The following is a 15,337-nucleotide window of genomic DNA, read 5'->3' as shown; positions in this document are numbered from 1 at the left end:
GCCCCCAAGGAGGCCTACATCCATTGCCGCCGCCAGGCCGGCCTGGGCTACCATCGCCCGATGCTGCCCATCCTCTTCCAGGACGAACACCTCGTCGCCATCCACAAGCCCGCCGGGCTGCTGGTCCACCGTAGCGAGCTGGACCGCCACGAAACGCGCTTCGCCGTGCAGTTGCTGCGCGACCAGCTCGGCCGCCACGTGTATCCCGCCCACCGCCTCGACCGCGGCACATCCGGCGTGCTGCTGTTCGCGCTGGACAAGGACACCGCCCGCGCGCTCGGCGCCCAGTTCGAGGGCCAGCAGGTCCTCAAGACCTACCTGGCCCTCGTGCGCGGCCATCCGCCCGAGACCGGACATATCGACCACCCGCTGACGCGCCGCCGCGACGACAAGGAATGGGTCGGCGAACGCAGCTCGGACGAAGCCCAGCCGGCCGTCACCGATTTCCGCCGGCTGGCCGTCTGCGAACTGCCGCATCATGTGGACCGCTACCCGACCAGCCGCTACGCGCTGCTCGAACTGACGCCCCACACCGGCCGGCGCCACCAGATCCGCCGCCACCTGAAGCATATCGCCCACCCCATCATCGGCGACTCGACCTTCGGCAAGGGTCGCCACAACCGGCTGTTCCAGCAGCTGTTCAACTGTCAGCGCATGCTGCTGGCGTGCACGCGCCTGCAGCTGCCCCACCCCCATTCCGGCCAGCCCCTCGACCTGCTCGCCCCCCCCGACGGCGAATTCGCCGCGCTGCTGGACGCGCTGCAATGGTCGGACGCACTGCCCGCCTCGCTGACCCTGCCGGCACCGTACGGCATGCCCCTGTCTTAACCCGTTTTTACGCCGCTCCAACGGGTCTTAACGGCCGCTCTTCCTACACTCCGCTGCGATCCGGCCCAGCCGGAAACCCTTCCCCAGCGCGGAGCGAACCATGGAAAAGCACGACCACCACCTCATCCACGACCTCGAAACCCTGCTCAAGGCCAACGCCGACCGCCGCCGCAGCCTGCGCTGGCTGCTGGCCGGCGCCGTCGCCCCGCTGCCGCTGGTCGGCTGCGGCGGAGGCGGCTCCGCCAGCTTCGGCAGCATCTCCACCACAACGGCTTCCAGCAGCTCGACCACGTCGAGCGTCAGCAGTTGTTCGGTGATCCCCGAAGAAACCGCCGGCCCCTATCCCGGCGACGGCTCCAACTACAACAGCAACGGCGTCGCCAACGCGCTCAGCCTGTCGGGCATCGTGCGCAGCGACATCCGCTCCAGCATTGCCGGCGCCAGCGGCGTGGCGGCGGGCATTCCGCTCACCCTGACGCTGCAGCTGGTGAACACCGCGAGCAGCTGCACCAACCTGTCGGGCTACGCGGTCTACCTGTGGCACTGCACCCGCGACGGCCTGTATTCCCTCTACAGTACCGGCATCACCGGCGAGAACTACCTGCGCGGCGTGCAGGAGACCGACAGCGACGGCAAGGTCACCTTCCTGACGATCTTTCCCGGCTGCTACTCCGGGCGCGTCCCCCACATCCATTTCGAGATCTATCCGACCGTCGCCAAGGCCACCGCCTACGGCAACAAGCTCAAGACCTCCCAGCTGACTTTCCCGACCGCCACCTGCCAGGAGGTGTACGCCACCAGCGGCTACTCGAGCAGCGCCAGCAATCTGAGCGCCATCAGCCTCGCCACCGACAACGTCTTCAGCGACGGCTACAGCCTCCAGATGGCCTCCATCAGCGGCTCCGTGACCAACGGCTATTCCGCATCCCTCACCGTCGGCATATCCGCGTAAACCTCCCCTGCTGGGGGCTGCGATCGGCGTGGATCGCACCTCTGCGTCATCGCGGAGCTTTATCCCGTAACAGAGGCCGGCTAAGATTGTCGGTCTTTTGTGCGACGCACCCGATGAACCTGTCCGAACGCTTCGACCTGTCCCGCCTCCCCTGGCCGCGCGCCGCCCGCTTCGTCACACCGCTCGCCTGGGGTGTCGCGCTGGCTTTGTCCGCCTGGGTGGCGGCCGACCTGTTCTGGCGTTTCAGCGCACCGCGTGCCCCGGCCCTGCCCGTCGCCTCCGTGGCCGACCCCCAGGCCGCCGCCCAGGCCATCGCCAGCCGGCACCTGATGGGCCAGTCCGGCAGCGGGACAGCGGTGGTCGCCGCCCCGGTCGGCCGCTACACGCTGCAAGCCGTCGTCACCGGCAGCGACGGCCGCCCCGGCTGGGCGGTCATCGCCATCGACGGCGGCGCCCAGCAGGGCTTCGTCGAGGGCCAGGAGATCCAGCCCGGCGTCACGCTGGCCAGCGTCGACCGGGACAGCATCGAGCTGTCCACCGGCGGCGCCCGCCAGACCATCAAGCTCGTCGAACGCGGCGCCGCCGCACCGGGTAGCGATGCCCAGGGCGCACCGCCAGCGGCAGTCATGCCTCCGCCCGCGGTCTTCCAGGCCCCGACACCGGCCAATGGCTCCGACGCGCCCACGCAAACTCCATTCCCCGCCGGCTTCCCGGCGCAACCTGTCAGCAACCAATGAAACCAGCCCGCCGTCGCCCCGGGGTCACCCGGCGCGTTCTCGCCGCCTGCCTCGCCTCCACCGTCGCCACGACCCTGGCTCTGCCGGCTCCGCTGGCCTTCGCGGCCGACAACGGCAGCGCCGCCAGCGGCGAGCCGGTGTCCCTCAACTTCGTGAATGCCGACATCGGCGCGGTGATCCAGGCGATCGCCAAGATCTCCGGGCACAACTTCATCGTCGACCCGCGCGTCAAGGGCACCCTCAACATCGTCACCGCGCGCCCGGTGGCCCGCAACCTGACCTACTCGATCCTGCTGTCCGCGCTGCGCCTGCAGGGCTATGCGGCGGTCGAAGGCCAGGGCGTCACCAAGATCGTGCCGGAAGCCGACGCCAAGCTGCACGCGGTGCCGGTCGGCAAGGGCAACGGTGCCGGCGGCGGCGACCGCCTGACCACCCAGGTCTTCAACCTGAAGAACGAATCGGCCTCCCAGCTGGTGCCGGTGATCCGCCCGCTGGTGTCGCCCAACAACACCGTCACCGCCTACCCCGGCAACAACTCGCTGGTGGTCACCGACTACGCCGAGAACATTGGCCGCATCGCGCAAATCATCGAGTCCATCGACGTGCCCCAGGGCGACATGCGCGTGATGCCGCTCAAGCACGCCTCGGCCCTCGACCTCGCCCAGACCGTCACCCGCCTGCTCAACGACGGCGCCAGCGGCATTGCGGCGGCGGCTACCGGCGGCACCGGCGACGCCAGCCAGCGCGTCACCGTGATCGGCGATCCGCGCACCAACAGCCTGCTGATCCGCTCCGACAACCCGTCCAAGATCAACGCTGTGCGCCAACTGGTGGCCAACCTGGACCAGCCCGGCGCCGCCGGCAACATCCACGTGGTTCACCTGAAGAACGCCGAAGCCGTGAAGGTCGCCCAGACCCTGCGCGCCGTAGTGTCAGGCGAAGCCGGCTCCCCCACCGGAACCAGCACGGGCAGCCAGGGCAGCAGCTTCGCCCCGACCTCGAACAGCACCACCGGCACGACCAGCAGCTCGTCCACGAGCAGCTCCAGCACCAGCTCGATGGGCACGACGCCGTCCTTCAGCAACAGCAGCACGAACAACAGCGGCACCGGCAACGGCTTCATCCAGGCCGACCCGATGACCAACTCGCTGATCATCACCGCGCCGGACGCCATCTACAACAATATCCGCAAGGTCATCGACGAACTCGACAAGCGCCGCGCCCAGGTCTATGTGGAAGCGCTGATCACCGAAGTCAGCACCGACAAGGCCGCCGAGATCGGCATCCAGTGGCAGGCCGGCAAGGTCGGCTCAACCAGCGCATACGGTGGCACCAGCTTCAGCTCGAGCGGCAACAATCTCCTCACGCTGGCCGCCGGCCTGGCCTCCAGTTCGTCGACGACGCTGCCCGGCAACGGCCTCAACCTGGTCCTCGGCGGCGGCACGATTACCGTCGGCGGCAAGCAGATCGCCAACCTGAACATGCTGGCCCACTTCCTCGAGTCGGATACCAAGGCCAACATCCTGTCCACGCCCAACCTGGTGACCCTCGACAACGAGGAAGCCAAGATCGTCGTCGGCAGCAACGTGCCCTTCGTCACCGGCTCCTACGCCACCACCGGCGGCACCACCACCAACCCGTTCACCACCGTCGAGCGCAAGGACGTCGGCCTGACCCTCAAAGTCAAGCCGCAGATCTCCGAAGGCGGTACCGTGCGCCTGCAGATCTACCAGGAAGCCTCGGCGATCATCGCCTCCACCGCGTCGGCCACCAACGGCCCGTCCACCACCAAGCGCTCCATCGAATCCACCGTGCTGGTGGACGACGGCGCGGTGATCGCCCTCGGCGGCCTGGTGGAAGACACCTACAACGGCGGCGTCGAGAAGGTGCCCGTGCTCGGCGACCTGCCCTACGTGGGCAGCCTGTTCCGCTACACCACCCGCAGCCGCGGCAAGACCAACCTGATCGTCTTCCTGCGCCCGGTGATCCTGCGCGACGCGGCCAGCATCCAGGGCATCTCGTCGGACCGCTACAACTACATCATCGGCCAGCAGCGCAACATCGACCGCAGCGACGCGCTGATGCGCGGCGAACCGAGCGCCCCCGAGCTGCCGCCGCCGGGCAGCCCGGCACCCACCGTGCCCTTCTACCGCATCCCCGAACCGGCCGCCGCAACCCCGGCTCAGACCACACCGCAAACTCCATGAGCGCCCCGTCGCTGCCCTATGCCTTCGCCAAGGCCCACGGCATCCTCGTCGCCGCCCATGGTGGCGAGCACGCCGAGCTGATCCTGCGCGAAGGCGCCGACCTGGCCGCTGTCGCCGAAGTGCGCCGCAGCCTCGGCGTGCCACTGCGCATCGAAACCCTGCCCCGCGCCGGCTTCGAGGCCCGCCTCGCCGAAGCCTATTCCGGCGCCGACGACAACGCCGCCGAAGTGGTCGCCGACGTCGGCCAGGAAGTGGACCTGACCCAGCTGATGACCGAGCTGCCGGCGGTCGAAGACCTGCTGGAAACCCAGGACGACGCGCCGATCATCCGCATGATCAATGCGCTGCTGACCCAGGCCGTACGCCAGGCCGCCAGCGACATCCACATCGAACCCTACGAGCGCCACTCGGTGGTGCGCTTCCGCCGCGACGGCGTGCTGGTGGACGTGGCCCAGCCCCACCGCGCGCTGCACGCCGCGATGGCCTCGCGCATCAAGATCATGGCCAGCCTCGACATCGCCGAGAAGCGCCTGCCCCAGGACGGCCGCATTGCCCTGCGCCTGGCCGGCCGCCAGGTGGACGTGCGGGTGTCCACGCTGCCGACCACCCACGGAGAACGCATCGTGCTGCGCCTCCTCGACAAGGGCAACGGCCAGCGCAGCCTCGACAGCCTCGGCATGGCCGCCGACACCGTCGCCCCCTTCGCCCGGCTGCTCGCCGAACCCCACGGCATCCTGCTCGTCACCGGCCCCACCGGCTCCGGCAAGAGCACCACGCTGTATGCGGCGCTGCAGAGCATGGATGCCCACAGCCTCAACATCGTCACCGTCGAGGACCCGGTCGAATACGACCTGCCCGGCGTCGGCCAGATCCAGGTCAACAGCCGCATCGACCTCAGCTTCGCGCGGGCCCTGCGGGCGATCCTCCGGCAGGATCCGGATGTCATCATGATCGGCGAGATCCGCGACCTGGAAACCGCCCAGATCGCCGTGCAGGCCAGCCTCACCGGCCACCTGGTGCTGGCCACGCTGCACACCAACGACGCCGCCTCGGCGGTCACCCGCCTGGTGGACATGGGCGTCGAGCCCTTCCTGCTGGCCTCCACGCTGCGCGGCGTGCTGGCCCAGCGCCTGGTGCGCAAGCTGTGCCCGGTGTGCCGCAAGCCAGAGCCGACCGCCGCTGCCGACCGCGCCCTGCTCGGCGCCCATGCGCCGGCCCAACTGTGGCACGCCCCCGGCTGCCCGGAATGCTCGCGCACCGGCTACTCGGGGCGCAGCGGCATCTACGAGCTGATCGTCGTGGACGACGCCTTCCAGCGCCTCATCCACACCGGCGCCGACGAAGCCTCGCTGCGCGCCCACGCCCTCGCCCACGGCACCCGCAGCCTGCGCGACGACGGCCTGCGCCTGCTGGCCGACGGCCAGACCTCGGCCGAAGAGCTGCTTCGCGTGACCCGCGAATGACCGCTTTCCGCTACCGCGCCCTCGACGCCGCCGGCAAGGAGTCCACCGGCGTCCTCGAAGCCGACACCGGCAAAGCGGCCCGCGGCCTGCTGCGCGAGCGCGGCCTGTTTCCGCTGGACGTCGCCTCGGTGGCCCAGGGCAGCGGCGGCGCCAAGGTCGCCCGACGCAAGCTGAAGGACGCCGACCTCACGCTGCTGACCCGCCAGTGGGCCACGCTGCTGGCCTCCGGCCTGACCGTCGAACAGGCGCTGGCGGCCCTCATCGAGCAGGCCGAAACCGAGACGACCCGCCAGCTGCTGGCCGGCGTGCGCTCCGAGATCCTCTCCGGCTACAGCCTGCGCGCCGCGCTGGACCGCTTCCCGCAGGCCTTCTCGACGCTCTACCGCGCGTCGGTGGCGGCCGGCGAGAAATCCGGCGAACTGGCCAAGGTGATGACCGAACTGGCCGACTACCTGGACCGCAGCAACGCGCTGCGCACCAAGACTCTGCAGGCCCTGCTCTATCCGGCCATCGTCGCCAGCGTGGCGCTGATGGTCATCATCGGCCTGATGACCTACGTGGTGCCCCAGGTGGTGTCCGTCTTCCAGCAAAGCAAGCAGACGCTGCCGCTGCTCACCCGCAGCCTGATCGTCGTCAGCGCCGTGCTGCGCGAATGGGGCTGGCTGATGATCCTGCTCATCATCGGCGCCTTCCTGGCCGGCCGCAGCGCGCTGCGCGACATTACCGTCAAGCGCCGCTGGGACGCCTGGCTGCTGCGCCTGCCAGTGCTCGGCCGCCATCTACGGACCCTCGACGCGACCCGTTTCGCCAGCACCCTGTCGATCCTCGCCGGCAGCGGCGTACCGCTGCTCGCCGCGCTGGACGCCGGCCGCCAGGTGATCAGCCGCCTGCCGCTGGCCGACGCGGTGGGCGTCGCCGCCGAGCGCGTCCGCGAGGGCCAGCCCCTGTCCCGCGCGCTGGGCGCCAGCCGCCAGTTTCCGCCGCTCTTGATCCACATGCTGGCCAACGGCGAAGCCACCGGCCGCATCGACGAACTCCTCGACCGCGCCGCGCGCCTGCAGCAGGCCGAACTCGAGAACCGCACCGCCACCCTCACCGCACTGCTCGAACCGATCCTGCTGCTGCTGATGGGCGGCTTCGTGCTGCTCATCGTGATGGCGGTGATGCAGCCGATCATCGAAATCAACACCCTGATGAAATAAGGACGTACCGATGCTCAATCGCCTCCGCCGCAGCCGCGGCTTCACCCTCATCGAAGTGATGGTCGTCATCGTCATCCTCGGCGTGCTCGCCGCGCTGGTGGTGCCGAAGGTCATGAGCCGCCCCGACGAAGCCCGCGTCGTCGCCGCCAAGCAGGACATCTCGGCGATCATGCAGGCCCTCAAGCTGTACAAGCTCGACAACCGCCGCTACCCCACCGCCGAGCAGGGTCTGCAGGCCCTCGTCGCCAAACCGACCTCTGCGCCGGTGCCGGAAAACTGGAAGGCCTATCTCGACAAGCTGCCGATGGACCCGTGGGGCAAGCCCTACCAGTACGTGGTCCCCGGCCTGAAGGGCGAGGTGGACGTGATGAGCTTCGGCGCCGACGGCGTGTCCGGCGGCGAAGGCTTCGACGCCGACATCGGCTCCTGGAGCCTGTGATAGGGGCCCCCGCGTCCGTGGTTACGCCCAGCCGGCGTGGCCTGCGCAGCCACGCCGGCTTCACCCTCATCGAGGTGATGGTGGTGCTGGTCATCATGGGCGTCATGGCCACCGGCATCAGCCTGGGCCTCGACAGCCTGCGCGGGCGCGACGCCGACCAGGCGCTGCGGCGCCTGCGCCTGGTGCTGGAGGCCACCGCCGACCGGGCTGCGGTCCGCGGGCGGCCGATCGTCATCGAATTTCTGCCGGACGGCTACCGCTTTTCGGCCCTCGACCCGGACGACAACTGGCGTCCCCTCAACGATCCGCCGGTATTCACCGAGAAGACGCTGCCCAGCGGCCTGTACTGGTCCGGGCTGCGCATCGACGGCCAGCCGGAAGCCGCCACGCCACGCCTGCAGTTCGGCACCCAGGCACCCGAATACGAACTGCGCGTCGCAACCCCGGGCGGCGAAGCCCGCCTCATCGGCAAGGCCAACGGCGACGTGATCCTGGCCCTGCCGGGCCGCAACGCATGATGCGCACGGGCGCCCGCCGGGCCGGCGGCTTCACGCTGCTCGAAACCCTCGTCGCGCTGGCCATCCTGGCCATTGCGCTGACCGCCGCCTTCCGCGCAATGAGCGTCACCGCCCAGTCCTCCGCCGAACTGCGCGAACGCCTCGTCGGCGACTGGATCGCCGAGAACCGCCTGGCCGAGCTGCGCGCCACTCAGGCCTGGCCCAATGCCGGCACCAACGAAGGCAGCGCCGAGCAGGCCGGGCGCAGCTACCGTTGGCGCGAGGAAGTGAAGAACACCGCCAACCCCCTGTTCCGTCGCGTGGACGTCAGCGTCTTCAACGAGGAATCGGACGATCACGCCATCTCCCGCCTGAGCGGATACCTGGCGAGGCCGCTGCGATGAGCCCGTTCCATGCGCAGGCCCGGCGTCCGGCGCCGCCGCGGCGCCAGCGCGGTCTGACCCTCATCGAGCTGATGGTGGCGCTGGCGATCTTCGCGATCCTCGGCGTACTGTCCTACCGCGCCCTATCCGAGGTCGCCACCAGCCACGACCGGCTGGAAGCCAATTTCGAGCGCTGGCGCGCCATCGGCCGCAGCATGCAGCGCATCGACACCGATCTGCTGCAGGTCGTCGCCCCCGGCGACCAGCGCGGCATGCCCGGCGGCCTGCCGACCGTCGGCAGCACCGGCACGCCGGCCATGATCCTCGGCCGCTCCGCCAGCGGCGGCGGGCCGGAATTCCAGTTCCTGCGCCTCGACGACAGCCGCGGCGTGCGCCGGGTCGGCTTCCGCCTGGTGGACGGCCGCCTCGAATGGCTGCGCTGGAGCGGCCGCGAGCCCCTCGGCGAGCCGAGCGTGGAGCCCCTGCTCGACAACATCCGCGACCTGCGCTGGCACTTTCTGTACAACAACAACCGCCTCGACGCCTGGCCGCCGGGCGACCGCCGCGCCGCACTGCCGGATGCGGTGATCCTCGAACTCGACCTGCCCGACGTGGGCACCATCACGCGCATGATCGCCCTCCGCGGATGAGCCGCCGCCCCTTTTCCCCCGCCTCCGGCACAGCCCGCCGGCCCGGCCCCCAGCGCGGCGCGGCGGTGATCCTCGCGCTGCTCACGGTGGCCCTCGTCGCCGGCATCGCCGCCGCCGCGGTCGGCGACCTGGGTGTCGCCATGGACCAGGTGATGGGCCGCCACGATCAGGCCCAAGCCCGCCTGCTGGCCCGTGGCGCCGTGGACTGGGCGCGCAACGTGCTGGCAGAGGACGCCCGCACGACGCAGGTGGACCACCTCGGCGAGAGCTGGGCCGTCAAGGTGCCGCCGACGCCGGTGGAAGAAGGCGAAGTCAGCGGCGAGCTGCAGGACCTGTCCGGACGCATCAACCTCAACAACCTGGTGCAGGTGGATGGCGCCAGCCTGCTCGAAGTCGAACAGTTCCGCCGCCTGCTGGCCATCGTCGGCGTCGGCGACGGAGATGCCCTCAACCTCACGTCGGCCCTGCTCGACTGGCTCGACGCCGACGACACGCCGCGCCTGCCCGGCGGCGCCGAGTCGTCCTGGTACGAGGCCCAGACGCCGGCCCGCCAGCCAGCCAACGGCCCGCTGCTGGCGGTCAGCGAGCTAACCCAGGTACGCGGCTTCACGCCCGACCTGGTGGCGCGCCTGAGCCCCTTCGTCGCGGCCCTGCCCGCCGACAGCAAGATCAACGTCAACACCGCCCCGGCCGAAGTGCTGGCCGCCGCCATTCCCGGCCTGAGCCTCGACGCCGCCCGCCTGCTGGTCGTTCAGCGCAGCCGCGCGTGGTTCAAGGACCTCCCCGACTTCAAGGCCCGCCTGCCATCCCAGGACCTCAACCCCGACACCGCCCGGCTGGCCACCACCAGCCGGCATTTCCTCGCCACCGGCCGCGCCCGCTTCGGCGTCTCCATGGTCCGCATGGAGGTCCTGCTGGACCGCGCCCAGAACTGGCCCACCATCGTTTGGCAGAAACTGCTATGACCCGTCTCATCCTCGCCATCGACGAGCACTGGCCGACCCGGCCGGACTGCCCGTGGGCGCTCCTCGGCCCGGATGGCCAGCTGCTCTCCGAAGGCCGCAGCGAACCCCGCCACTGGCCGGCCGCCGACGAATGCGAAGTCGTGCTCAGCGGCCCCCAGTGCCTGTGGCTCGAAGTACCGCTGCCGCGTGCCACCCGCCGCGACCTGCCACGCCTGCTGGCCTACGCGCTGGAAGACCGCCTGCTGAAGGACCCGGACAGCCAGCACCTCACCGTCAGCCATCGCCGCCCCGCCAACGACGGGGAACGCGACCTGGCCGGCGTGCTGGTGGTCGCCCGCGAACGCCTGCGCCTGGTCGTGGCCCAGCTCGCCGCCATCGGCCGGCAGCCGCAACGCGTGCTCGCCGAGCTGCAGACCGCCGCCGCCGATCCGCAGGGCTGGCAACTGAGCCTGTCCGCCGACGGCGCCATCCTGCGCACCGGCCCCGACGCCGGCCTCGCCATCGACGGGGACATCCTGGTGCCGCTGCTGGCCCAGCAGGCCGGCGTGGCCCGCGCCGCCAACAGCGCCCCGGCGCGCATCGACGTCCATGTGGCCGCCGGCACGCCGGCCCCCGATCTGGCCGGCCTGCAGGCCGAAACCGGCATCGAGACCGTGGTGGCGGCGCCTTACCGCTGGTGGCAGGGCGCCGACCGCAAGGCCACCAACCTGCTGCATGGCGAGTTCGCGCCCAGCGCCCGCGGCGGCGCCTGGCTCGGCCGCCTGCGCCCGGCGCTGATCCTCGGCGGCGGCGCGCTGGCCCTGTGGCTGGTGGCCGACGTGGGCGAGGTGCTGTGGATGAAACATCAGGTCGGGGATATCGACGGACGCATCGAACGCATCTACCGCACCAGCTTCCCGAACACCCCGGTGGTTGCCCCGGCCGCCCAGATGCGCCAGCAACTCAACCAGGAGCGGGCTCGCCACGGCCTGCTGCGGGACGACGACGCGCTGGCCCTGCTGGCCCAGGCCGCCGAAGCCCTCGGCACCGACGCGGCGGCCGGCATCGTCGCGCTACGTTACGAGGACGGCCGCCTCGACCTGACCCTCGGCGGCTCTGCCGCCGCCCGCGCCGAAGCGGTGGTCGGCCTGCTGGCCAGCCGCGGTCTGCTCGCCGACCTGCGCCGGGACGGCAACGCCCCCCACCTGCTGCTGCGCCGGGAGAACCTGCAATGAGCACCACCAAGTCCACCGTTGCCAGCGCCACCATCGGTCCCTTCACCCGCCTCGCCGCCAGCTGGCAGGGCATCAGCCCGCGGGAGCGCCGCCTGGTGACGATCGCCGGCGCCGTCGTCGCCGTTGGCCTTACACTGAGCCTGCTCGACTGGGCCCGCCACGAGCGTACCCGCCTCGACCGCAGCCTGCCGCGCAGCGCCGCGCAGGTGGAACTGGTGCAGGAATCCGCCACCGAAGTCGCCCGCCTGCGCACCCAGCCGCCCTTGCAGGCGCCAACCGGGCCGGCCCTGCTCGAAGCCGCCCAGGCGGCCGCCAAAAGCCGCGGCCTCGGCCTGACGCTGCAGGCCGGCGGCGAAGGGCTGCACGTGAAGGGCCAGGCGCCCTTCGACGAACTCGTTACCTGGCTGGCCGCAGTGCAACGCGACCAGGGCCTGCGCGTGCTGCGCATGGAGATCCAGCAGCAAGGCCCTCAGGCCAGCATCGACGCGGTGCTGGCGGGACCGTCCGCCCCCTGAACCATGCTGCGCAAACTGCTCGTCTTTTCGCTGCTGACGCTAGCCCTGCTGGTTGCCAAGGCACCGGCCAGCCTCATCGACCTGCTGGTGGCCCGCCTGACCCAGGACGGCCTGCACCTGCAGCAGGCCGAAGGCAGCCTGTGGCAGGGCCACGGCGTGCTGGCCAGCCGGGACGCCAGCGGGCGCAGCCTGAAGCCCTGGCTGCCGCTGAGCTGGGACTTCGACAGCGCCGCCCTCGCCCGTGGCGCGGCCGCCTGGTCGCTGGCCAGCAGCGGCGTGCCCATCGGCCGCATCGAAGCAGGCCTGCGCGGCCTCGATGTGAGCGACTTCAGCCTGCACGCCCCCGCCGATGCGGCGCTCAGCCCGATCCCCAACCCGGTTGCCCGCGCCGGCTGGCAGGGCGACCTGACCGTCGAGGCGCCGGTCTGGCATTGCCCGCCCGACGGGCGCTGCTCGGGCAAGGCTCGCCTGCTGTGGCGCGGCGCACGCAGTGCGCTGTTCCCCGGCCGCCAGTTCGGCGATTACGAGATCCGCCTGGATGCCCACGACGGCCTCGTCCGCTACACGCTGCAGACCCTCGCCGGCGACGTGGTCGCCAACGGCAGCGGCGAAGCGGCGCCGGGCCGCATGTCGCGCTTCGACGGCACGCTGAGCGGCGAACCGGAGTTCCTCAACCGCCTGCCCGCCGTCGCCGGCGGCGCGGCCCGCCCCACTTCCCAGCCCGGGCATTTCGAGATCCACTGGCCGCCGCGCTGACTTTCCTCTGCCACGGGATTCCGCCAGAATGGCGGGACCATTCCGAACCACCGCCACGCCTAAGCCCGCATCCATGAATCCGATCCAAGCCGCCCGTGCCGCCGGCCAGCAAGTCTGGCTGGACAACCTGTCCCGCGCCCTGATCAACGAAGGCCTGCTCGCCCGCCACATCGAAAATGGCGTGGCCGGCGTGACCACCAATCCGGCGATCTTCCACAAGGCCATCGCCGACGGCCACGACTACCGCCCGGCGCTGGATGCGCTGAACGGCGAAAACCTGTCGGCCGAGCAGCGCTACGAGCGCCTGGTGATCGAGGACGTGCAGCGCGCCTGCGACCTGATCCGCCCAGTCTTCGACGCCAGCCAGGGCGATGCCGGCTATGTGAGCCTGGAAGTCTCCCCGGCGCTGGCCGACGATGAGGCCGGCACCGTTGCCGCCGCCCGCCGCCTGCGCGCCGCCGTCGCCCGTGACAACCTGCTGGTCAAGATCCCCGCCACCGCGGCCGGCGTCCGCGCCATCGAAACCCTGACCGGCGAAGGCGTCAGCATCAACGTCACGCTGATGTTCTCGCTGGGCCACGTGGATGCGGTGGCCGGCGCCTACCAGCACGGCCTCGACAAACTGGCCGCAGCCGGCGGCGATGTGTCCCGCGTGCGCTCGGTGGCCAGCGTCTTCCTGTCCCGCTGGGACAGCCTGATCGACAAGCAGCTCGAAGAGATCGGCAGCGACGCCGCCCTCGCGCTGCGCGGCAAGGCCGGCGTGGCGCTGGCCCGCCAGGCTTACCAGCGCTACCTGGCACGCTTTCACGGTGAGGGCTTCGCCGCCCTGGCCGCCAGGGGCGCCCGCCCGCAGAGCATGCTGTGGGCCAGCACCGGCACCAAGAACGCAGCCTATTCCGACCTGATGTACGTCGAGCCGCTGATCGGCGCGGAAACCGTCAACACCCTGCCCGACGCCACGCTGGCCGCCTTCGCCGACCACGGCCAGGTGCGTGCCGGCAGCGTCACCGAGGATGTGGATGGCGCCGCCGCCCACATCGCCGCGCTGGCGGCCCTCGGCCTGGACCTGGAAGTCCTCGGCGAGCGCCTGCAACAGGACGGCCTCGCCCAGTTCGCCACGGCCTTCGGCAAGCTGCTCGAATTGACCGCCTGAGCCCAGGCCACCGCAATGAAAAAAGGCGCCTCCCGGCGCCTTTTTTCATTCGACCCATCCCTGTCTGGGCTCACCCACGGCAGCAAGCTCATTCGCCGCCCCGCCCCGCGACAGGTCCCAACCTCCATCGACGCTCAGCGCGCCGCGCCCGCCAGCCGGGCCACGCCGTTGATCGTCGCCCCCGGCGCGATCCCCTTCTGCTTGAACCAGCCCAGGTTCATCTCCAGCGCGAAGCGCGCCGGCTTGGCCGCGCAGTGGTTGTTCTCCGTCTGCGGCTGCATGTCCTCGATGTTGAGGATGCGCCCCTGTTCGTCCATGAAGGCCACCGACAGCGGCAGCAGCGTGTTCTTCATCCACATGCAGTGGCGCTGGTTCTCGGTGAAGGCGAACAGCATGCCGTGGTTCGGTGGCATGCTCTTGCGCTGCATCAGGCCGCGCATGCGGTCCGGCATGGTGACGGCCGCCTCGGCTTCGATGCGGTACATGCCGACGCTCAACTCGGTGAGCGGCATCTCATCCTCGGCGTGGGCGACAAGGGCCGCCAGCGCGAGGGCCAGGCCAGCGGTGGCGGAAGGCAGGGAACAACGGATCAGGGCCATGGCAGGGATAGAAAGAAAATGTGTGAGGAGGCGAATGCCTTCGCCGCTGGAAACCAATCGACACGCCCGGGGCAGATAAACGCGCCCCGGCAAGACTCAAGCAACGCGGGGCCGGCGGCGCGGTTGACCGGGCTTGCCGGGCCCCTTCGACACCCCAGCCCCAGCCACCGCGAGCGGGAGACGGCTCCGCAGGCTCGCCGGCACCGGCGCCTGCCGCCATTCTCCCGGCGCCAGTTCGGCCAGCGACCAGTCGCCGATACACTCGCGGATCAGGCGCAGCGTCGGAAAACCGACCTTGGCGGTCATGCGCCGCACCTGGCGGTTCTTGCCCTCGCGCAGCACGATCTCGACCCAGCTGGTCGGAATCGACTTGCGCTCGCGAATCGGCGGATTACGCGGCCACAGCCAGCCCGGCTCATCCACCAGGCGCGCCTCACAGGGCTTGGTGACGAAATCTCCGAGGTCTACACCGGCGCGCAGGCGGGCCAGCGCCGCCGCGTCGGGCACGCCCTCTACCTGCACCAGATAGGTCTTGGGCAGCTTGTGCTGCGGATCGGCGATGCGCTTCTGCAGGCCGCCGTCGTCGGTCAGCACGAGCAGGCCTTCGCTGTCCGCGTCCAGGCGGCCGGCCGCATAGACACCGGGCACCGGGATGAACTCGGCCAGGGTCTGCTTGCCGGCCTCGCCGGTGAACTGGCACAGCACGCCAAAGGGTTTGTTGAAGAGGATCAGGGTAGACACGGCTCGCTCAAGAAACGACAAGCCCGCCTCGCGGGC

At 70.5% G+C, this 15,337-nt stretch carries 17 protein-coding genes; 15 read left to right on the top strand and 2 right to left on the bottom strand.

The annotated features are described in order from the left end of the window. Positions 1 to 60 precede the first annotated feature (60 nt). The 15 genes from AC3QL2_RS17250 (at position 61) to tal (ending at position 13,961) form a co-directional block, all read left to right on the top strand. A complete protein-coding gene (locus tag AC3QL2_RS17250) occupies positions 61 to 828 on the top strand; it encodes a tRNA pseudouridine(65) synthase TruC (RefSeq protein WP_493235060.1) in 768 nt (255 codons plus the stop codon). Positions 829 to 928: 100 nt separating this feature from the next. After that, complete coding sequence (locus AC3QL2_RS17245; protein WP_493235059.1) at positions 929 to 1,780, top strand: intradiol ring-cleavage dioxygenase; 852 nt, start codon at positions 929 to 931, stop codon at positions 1,778 to 1,780. A 113-nt stretch (positions 1,781 to 1,893) separates the two neighbouring features. Continuing rightward, positions 1,894 to 2,517 (top strand): type II secretion system protein N, encoded by a 624-nt coding sequence (locus AC3QL2_RS17240; protein ID WP_493235057.1) that lies wholly within the window; start codon positions 1,894 to 1,896, stop codon positions 2,515 to 2,517. After that, a complete protein-coding gene (gene gspD, locus AC3QL2_RS17235) occupies positions 2,514 to 4,724 on the top strand; it encodes a type II secretion system secretin GspD (RefSeq protein ID WP_493235056.1) in 2,211 nt (736 codons plus the stop codon). The genes AC3QL2_RS17240 and gspD overlap by 4 nt, the downstream gene beginning before the upstream one ends. Then, a complete protein-coding gene (gene gspE, locus AC3QL2_RS17230) occupies positions 4,721 to 6,187 on the top strand; it encodes a type II secretion system ATPase GspE (RefSeq protein ID WP_493235055.1) in 1,467 nt (488 codons plus the stop codon). The genes gspD and gspE overlap by 4 nt, the downstream gene beginning before the upstream one ends. Beyond that, entirely contained in the window at positions 6,184 to 7,389 is a 1,206-nt protein-coding gene (gspF, locus tag AC3QL2_RS17225) for a type II secretion system inner membrane protein GspF (RefSeq protein ID WP_493235053.1), read from the top strand. The genes gspE and gspF overlap by 4 nt, the downstream gene beginning before the upstream one ends. Before the next feature lie 10 nt (positions 7,390 to 7,399). Next, positions 7,400 to 7,828 carry a type II secretion system major pseudopilin GspG gene (gene gspG / locus AC3QL2_RS17220; RefSeq protein WP_493235051.1) on the top strand — a complete coding sequence of 143 codons (429 nt, stop codon included), beginning with the start codon at positions 7,400 to 7,402 and terminating at the stop codon, positions 7,826 to 7,828. A 17-nt stretch (positions 7,829 to 7,845) separates the two neighbouring features. Continuing rightward, complete coding sequence (locus tag AC3QL2_RS17215; RefSeq protein ID WP_493235049.1) at positions 7,846 to 8,346, top strand: prepilin-type N-terminal cleavage/methylation domain-containing protein; 501 nt, start codon at positions 7,846 to 7,848, stop codon at positions 8,344 to 8,346. Continuing rightward, entirely contained in the window at positions 8,343 to 8,729 is a 387-nt protein-coding gene (gspI, locus tag AC3QL2_RS17210; protein WP_493235047.1) for a type II secretion system minor pseudopilin GspI, read from the top strand. Before AC3QL2_RS17215 ends, gspI begins: the two co-directional genes overlap by 4 nt. After that, the gene (locus tag AC3QL2_RS17205; RefSeq protein WP_493235046.1) at positions 8,726 to 9,358 is read left to right on the top strand and encodes a type II secretion system protein GspJ; all 633 of its coding nucleotides are present in this window, start codon (positions 8,726 to 8,728) and stop codon (positions 9,356 to 9,358) included. The genes gspI and AC3QL2_RS17205 overlap by 4 nt, the downstream gene beginning before the upstream one ends. Continuing rightward, positions 9,355 to 10,323: a type II secretion system minor pseudopilin GspK gene (gene gspK / locus AC3QL2_RS17200; protein WP_493235045.1), complete on the top strand. Its 969-nt coding sequence runs from the start codon at positions 9,355 to 9,357 to the stop codon at positions 10,321 to 10,323. Before AC3QL2_RS17205 ends, gspK begins: the two co-directional genes overlap by 4 nt. After that, positions 10,320 to 11,537: a type II secretion system protein GspL gene (gspL, locus tag AC3QL2_RS17195; RefSeq protein ID WP_493235043.1), complete on the top strand. Its 1,218-nt coding sequence runs from the start codon at positions 10,320 to 10,322 to the stop codon at positions 11,535 to 11,537. Before gspK ends, gspL begins: the two co-directional genes overlap by 4 nt. Next, positions 11,534 to 12,052: a type II secretion system protein M gene (locus AC3QL2_RS17190; protein ID WP_493235042.1), complete on the top strand. Its 519-nt coding sequence runs from the start codon at positions 11,534 to 11,536 to the stop codon at positions 12,050 to 12,052. Before gspL ends, AC3QL2_RS17190 begins: the two co-directional genes overlap by 4 nt. A gap of 3 nt (positions 12,053 to 12,055) precedes the next feature. Next, a complete protein-coding gene (gene gspN, locus AC3QL2_RS17185) occupies positions 12,056 to 12,808 on the top strand; it encodes a type II secretion system protein N (protein ID WP_493235040.1) in 753 nt (250 codons plus the stop codon). Between the two features lie 73 nt (positions 12,809 to 12,881). Further along, positions 12,882 to 13,961 (top strand): transaldolase, encoded by a 1,080-nt coding sequence (gene tal, locus AC3QL2_RS17180; protein ID WP_493235038.1) that lies wholly within the window; start codon positions 12,882 to 12,884, stop codon positions 13,959 to 13,961. A 134-nt stretch (positions 13,962 to 14,095) separates the two neighbouring features. On the opposite strand, the gene AC3QL2_RS17175 is transcribed toward tal, so the two are convergent. Together AC3QL2_RS17175 and AC3QL2_RS17170 are read right to left on the bottom strand one after the other, a co-directional pair. Further along, a complete protein-coding gene (locus AC3QL2_RS17175) occupies positions 14,096 to 14,560 on the bottom strand; it encodes a DUF192 domain-containing protein (protein WP_493235037.1) in 465 nt (154 codons plus the stop codon). Between the two features lie 96 nt (positions 14,561 to 14,656). Then, a complete protein-coding gene (locus AC3QL2_RS17170; RefSeq protein WP_493235035.1) occupies positions 14,657 to 15,301 on the bottom strand; it encodes a pseudouridine synthase in 645 nt (214 codons plus the stop codon). Positions 15,302 to 15,337 lie beyond the last annotated feature (36 nt).

This window comes from Zoogloea sp. GW822-FHT05C07, assembly GCF_058800215.1.
Note: the sequence above shows the minus strand (reverse complement) of the source record. Positions and strands in the feature narration are given on the sequence as shown.

Bases quoted from the DNA above. Each gene is read 5' to 3' on its own strand.
- AC3QL2_RS17250 (WP_493235060.1), top strand. From the start codon at position 61: ATGCTGCCCATCCTCTTCCAGGACGAACACCTCGTCGCCATCCACAAG.
- AC3QL2_RS17245 (WP_493235059.1), top strand. From the start codon at position 929: ATGGAAAAGCACGACCACCACCTCATCCACGACCTCGAAACCCTGCTC.
- AC3QL2_RS17240 (WP_493235057.1), top strand. From the start codon at position 1,894: ATGAACCTGTCCGAACGCTTCGACCTGTCCCGCCTCCCCTGGCCGCGC.
- gspD (WP_493235056.1), top strand. From the start codon at position 2,514: ATGAAACCAGCCCGCCGTCGCCCCGGGGTCACCCGGCGCGTTCTCGCC.
- gspE (WP_493235055.1), top strand. From the start codon at position 4,721: ATGAGCGCCCCGTCGCTGCCCTATGCCTTCGCCAAGGCCCACGGCATC.
- gspF (WP_493235053.1), top strand. From the start codon at position 6,184: ATGACCGCTTTCCGCTACCGCGCCCTCGACGCCGCCGGCAAGGAGTCC.
- gspG (WP_493235051.1), top strand. From the start codon at position 7,400: ATGCTCAATCGCCTCCGCCGCAGCCGCGGCTTCACCCTCATCGAAGTG.
- gspI (WP_493235047.1), top strand. From the start codon at position 8,343: ATGATGCGCACGGGCGCCCGCCGGGCCGGCGGCTTCACGCTGCTCGAA.
- AC3QL2_RS17205 (WP_493235046.1), top strand. From the start codon at position 8,726: ATGAGCCCGTTCCATGCGCAGGCCCGGCGTCCGGCGCCGCCGCGGCGC.
- gspK (WP_493235045.1), top strand. From the start codon at position 9,355: ATGAGCCGCCGCCCCTTTTCCCCCGCCTCCGGCACAGCCCGCCGGCCC.
- gspL (WP_493235043.1), top strand. From the start codon at position 10,320: ATGACCCGTCTCATCCTCGCCATCGACGAGCACTGGCCGACCCGGCCG.
- AC3QL2_RS17190 (WP_493235042.1), top strand. From the start codon at position 11,534: ATGAGCACCACCAAGTCCACCGTTGCCAGCGCCACCATCGGTCCCTTC.
- gspN (WP_493235040.1), top strand. From the start codon at position 12,056: ATGCTGCGCAAACTGCTCGTCTTTTCGCTGCTGACGCTAGCCCTGCTG.
- tal (WP_493235038.1), top strand. From the start codon at position 12,882: ATGAATCCGATCCAAGCCGCCCGTGCCGCCGGCCAGCAAGTCTGGCTG.
- AC3QL2_RS17175 (WP_493235037.1), bottom strand. From the start codon at position 14,560: ATGGCCCTGATCCGTTGTTCCCTGCCTTCCGCCACCGCTGGCCTGGCC.